The organism is Mycobacterium sp. (assembly GCF_035603715.1).
Taxonomy (GTDB): domain Bacteria; phylum Actinomycetota; class Actinomycetes; order Mycobacteriales; family Mycobacteriaceae; genus Mycobacterium.
Window position 1 is genome coordinate 1 of sequence record NZ_DATNJW010000016.1, and the last position, 3,760, is coordinate 3,760.

4 protein-coding genes and 2 pseudogenes are annotated in these 3,760 nt (G+C 64.8%); 1 reads left to right on the forward strand and 5 read right to left on the reverse strand.

Annotated features, from left to right (window positions below):
* Positions 1–184: pseudogene (locus VN856_RS00540) on the forward strand (acetyl-CoA carboxylase carboxyltransferase subunit); the annotation flags it as partial.
* A gap of 4 nt (positions 185–188) precedes the next feature.
* On the opposite strand, the gene VN856_RS00545 reads toward VN856_RS00540, so the two are convergent.
* The 5 genes and pseudogenes from VN856_RS00545 to VN856_RS00565 form a co-directional block, all read right to left on the reverse strand.
* The gene (locus tag VN856_RS00545) at positions 189–1,025 is read right to left on the reverse strand and encodes an SDR family oxidoreductase (RefSeq protein ID WP_325685184.1); all 837 of its coding nucleotides are present in this window, start codon (positions 1,023–1,025) and stop codon (positions 189–191) included.
* Positions 1,026–1,036: 11 nt separating this feature from the next.
* Positions 1,037–2,107, reverse strand: coding sequence for a TIGR03857 family LLM class F420-dependent oxidoreductase (locus VN856_RS00550; RefSeq protein ID WP_325685187.1), 1,071 nt, complete (start codon positions 2,105–2,107; stop codon positions 1,037–1,039).
* Entirely contained in the window at positions 2,071–2,454 is a 384-nt protein-coding gene (locus VN856_RS00555; protein ID WP_325685185.1) for a nuclear transport factor 2 family protein, read from the reverse strand. The genes VN856_RS00550 and VN856_RS00555 overlap by 37 nt, the downstream gene beginning before the upstream one ends.
* 8 nt (positions 2,455–2,462) lie before the next feature.
* A complete protein-coding gene (locus tag VN856_RS00560) occupies positions 2,463–3,584 on the reverse strand; it encodes a PHB depolymerase family esterase (RefSeq protein WP_325685186.1) in 1,122 nt (373 codons plus the stop codon).
* Between the two features lie 9 nt (positions 3,585–3,593).
* Positions 3,594–3,760, reverse strand: a pseudogene (locus VN856_RS00565) (cyclohexanone monooxygenase); the annotation flags it as partial.

Below are 3,760 nucleotides of genomic sequence, written 5' to 3' on the forward strand. Positions count from 1 at the left end.
CCTCACCGCCAAACTGCGCGACGCAGAGTTGCAGGCGTCCTACCGTTCCGCCGAGCACATGGGTTTTGACGAGCTGATCGATCCACGCGAAACGCGCGACGCGCTGTTGGCATCCTTGCGGCGAGGATTATCGAGCCGGCAGGCCGCCGCCGAGCCGGTGAGCCGGACCGTGATCATGCCCTGAGGAGTCAGCAGACGTAATTCTCGCCGCTGGCCCGGACGGTCACGTCGCTGATGTTGATGCCCCATGGCTGGTCGATGACATGTACCACCGCGTTTGCCAGGTCGTCGGGAGTGATCAGCCAATACTCCACGGAGTCCACGTCCATCTGTTCGGGGCGAAGCGCTCCGGTCTGCAAGTTGCCGGCATTTTCGAGGAACTGCGCGCCTTTCTGCCCCACGATGCCGATGACCGCCGCCTCGTTGACGACCCCGCCGGCGAGATTGGTTCCCAGCACACCGGTCGGCTTGACCGTGGTCACCTTGATCTTGCCTTGGGCCTCGACCCGCAACGAATCCGACAGCACGTCGACTGCGGCCTTGGTTGCGCTGTAGACGCCGGAGCCCTCGGTTCCGGCATTGCCGTAGATGGACGAAATGTTGACCACCTGGCCGCGGCCCTGCGTGGTCATCGTGTCGTAGACGGCGGAGATACCGTTCACGACACCCTTGATGTTGATGTCGATCGCCTTGTGCCACTTCTCCCATGCGCGTTCGTGATCGGCGAAAAACGCCAGCGGCATCACGCCGGCGTTGTTCACGATCACGTCGATGCGACCGTAGGCGTCGACGGCGTGTTGGCCCGCCGCCTGGACCTGGGCCATGTCGGTGACGTCCGCAACGTGGGTGGTGCCTTCGAAGCCGGCGGCGCGGATGCCTTCGAATACCTCGTTCAGGGCGTCCGCGCTGACGTCGACGCCGACGACCTTCGCGCCACCGGCGGCACATTTTTCCGAGATCAGCTTGCCGAAGCCGCTGGCTGCGCCGGTCACGATAATGACCTTGTCCTTCAAGTACTGCGACATACCTTTTCCTATCAGGTCACTCGGTACGCCGCGACGATGGGTTCGAGTTCGTCGGGTGTGGCGCCGTGCATGATCAGCGCGTCGGCCCCGTAGTCGAATTCCTTGCGGATCCGGTCCACACATTGCTGAGCCGACCCGGTCGCCGATGGCTCCAGCCACTCGCCGGGAATCAGTGTCGCGATGTGTTCGATCTGCTCGGGTGTGGCTTTGTGATCGATTCCGCCGGCGATCGACGTCACCACCGAGTCAGCCCGGAACCGTTGCAGTACAGCGGGGTCCCAGTTATTGGTCTGCACCAACAGGTCCCCGTACCCCTGAAGGTAGGTGGCGAGACGCGCGACGGTCTTCTTCAACCGCAGCTGTTCCGGGAGATGATCACCCACCGTGGCGAAACAGGACCACACCCGCACGCTGTCGGGGTCGCGACCGGCCTTTTCGGCGGCCGACTTCACGGTTGTGACGCAGCGCTGCAGCGTCTCCGGCGTGAAGTAGGTGTGCAGGATGACATCATCGAACACCCTGCCGCCCAACGCCAGTGTGTTGGGCCCGAACGCCACCAGGGCGAGCCGGATGTCCTCGTTGAAGTCCGGATCGAGAAAAAGGATGGGGTACTTGCCCATTGGGCCGTCGTGGTTGAAGATCACCTCGCCGTGCCACAGCCGGCGCATGACCTGTGCCCAATCCTCCATCTGTGCGGTCGTCACCGCCGGAATGCCGAATGCCCCGTAGATCGCGGCGATCCCGCGCCCGACGCCGAGAGTGAAGCGGCCGCCGGACAACCGGTGCATCGTCGTCGCCCACGATCCGGTCATCAATGGATGGCGGGTGTTGTGATTGGTTGCGGCGGTGGCGATTTGCATCCGGCTGGTCACCGCACACGCGGCGCCAACCAGTGACGACGCCTCCTTGACGTTCCAGCGCTCGGAGATGAACGCCGTGCCGAAACCCAGCTCCTCGCCGCGGCGGGCCTCGTCCATCAAGGTGGCCGGACCCTCACCACCGGCTCCGGCCAGCAGGTAGTACCCCAATTCGTCAAGCGTCTTGGTCAACTCCAGACTCCTTGCTTGTAGCCACAATTCCAGACTTCGGTGATTTTCCCGGCGACGACCCGGAAGATCTCCATGCTGCCGATGTCAACAGTGGTGCCATCCTTGAGCGTCATCGGAGATTGGTAGACGATCGCGACGTGTTCGCCATCGTCACCGGCAACCACCAGGTTCAGGTCGAATCTGATGGCCTCGAACATGGCCCAGTGATCAATGATGCGATTGACTGCCTCCTCGTGGGTCAGCGTGTGCGCCTCGCCCACCTCATGCCGGATGAGGGTGTCGCCGATCAGCTCCTCGGCGAGCGCGAAGTCGCGCTTGTTCCACACCACGAGGTTGTAGAGCTCGACGACCTCGCGGGCCGTGCGGGGTGAGGTGCTCACAAACACCTCTACAGGTTCTCGACGTCGCGCAGGAATCGCTCGGTAACTCGCTGCACGCGCCGCGAGAAGATGTGACCGACGTGGCTGCCGTCATACCAGTACAGTTGGCCGCCCCACCGGTCCTGCAGCGCGGTCGTGGGCTCGCGCATCGCCATCCGGTCATGCCAGGCGCCGACGATGAGCCGTCGCTCGGGCGGCGGCGCGGGGTCGACGGACAGCGGATCGATGACCGAGGTCAGCTGCGAGACCACCGGGGATGCCAGCAACTCACGGAACACGTCTCTCGAGGAGCCCCAACGTCCCAGGTGTCGCGCGATCATCGCGTTCAGTCCGAGGATGGGGGTGTACAGCCCAACCGCATCGATGTCCCGCTGCAGGTGCGACACCAGCGCAGCCACCGGGGTGCCCATCGAAATCCCCGACACCACAACCGCGCTGGCTTGTGGCCGGACCCATTTGACGACGGCTCGTACCTCCGACACCGCGCGCATCATGCCGGCGACATTCCCGAGCGGGTCCATGTCAGGATAGGCCGGCCATTCGCGGCGTCGGCAGCCGTGGCCGGGCTGCACCGGCATGGCGACGTTGAATCCCAACTGGTGATGGATCCGTCCGATCCGCGTCAGCAGCAGGTCTTCGGTGCCACCCTGGCCGGCGCCGTGCACCCAGACCAGCCATGGCCGGGGGCCATCGGTATGGCGGCACAGGTGCACCACGGCCGTCGCCGGGCCACCAAAACCCTCGGCCGCCAGCGTCTTCGGCAGCGCGGGATCGTGCTCGAACGTCAGCCGTTCGTACGCCAGACCGGCGATGCGCCGGCGCTGCGTCCTCTGCACCTGCAACGGTTCTGGGTCGGCGTGCGCGCGATCGATGCCCAGCGCCGACAACTCCTCGGCTGCCCCGGTGCACGCGTCTGGCGACCGGATCGCCTTTGGTGTTCCGCCCAGGAGCGAAAACCCAGATAACGCAAGCTCATCGAGCATCACCTCGCCGAACTGCCGCACACCACGTGACGTCGCCGGGGCCCACCCGGTCGACTCGTTGAGGCCGGCCACGGTCCGGGGCACAACTTTGCCCAGTTCGCGGACCACGTCGCGGGTTAGGCCCAGGCTGCGCGTCGCCAACGACATGTCACTCACCTAGGCCAGTTTGAAACCGGTGTAACCGGCGGCCGCGATTTCGTCGCAGCGACGCCGGTATTCGGGGATTCCGCCGGTGTAGCCCATGTACATCCGTTTCTTGCCGGGCACGTTGCCCCCGTTGTACCAGGAATTGCACGTCGGGTGTACGAGCACGGTCGGCGCCA

Bases quoted from the DNA above. Each gene is read 5' to 3' on its own strand.
- VN856_RS00545 (WP_325685184.1), bottom strand. From the start codon at position 1,025: ATGTCGCAGTACTTGAAGGACAAGGTCATTATCGTGACCGGCGCAGCC.
- VN856_RS00560 (WP_325685186.1), bottom strand. From the start codon at position 3,584: ATGTCGTTGGCGACGCGCAGCCTGGGCCTAACCCGCGACGTGGTCCGC.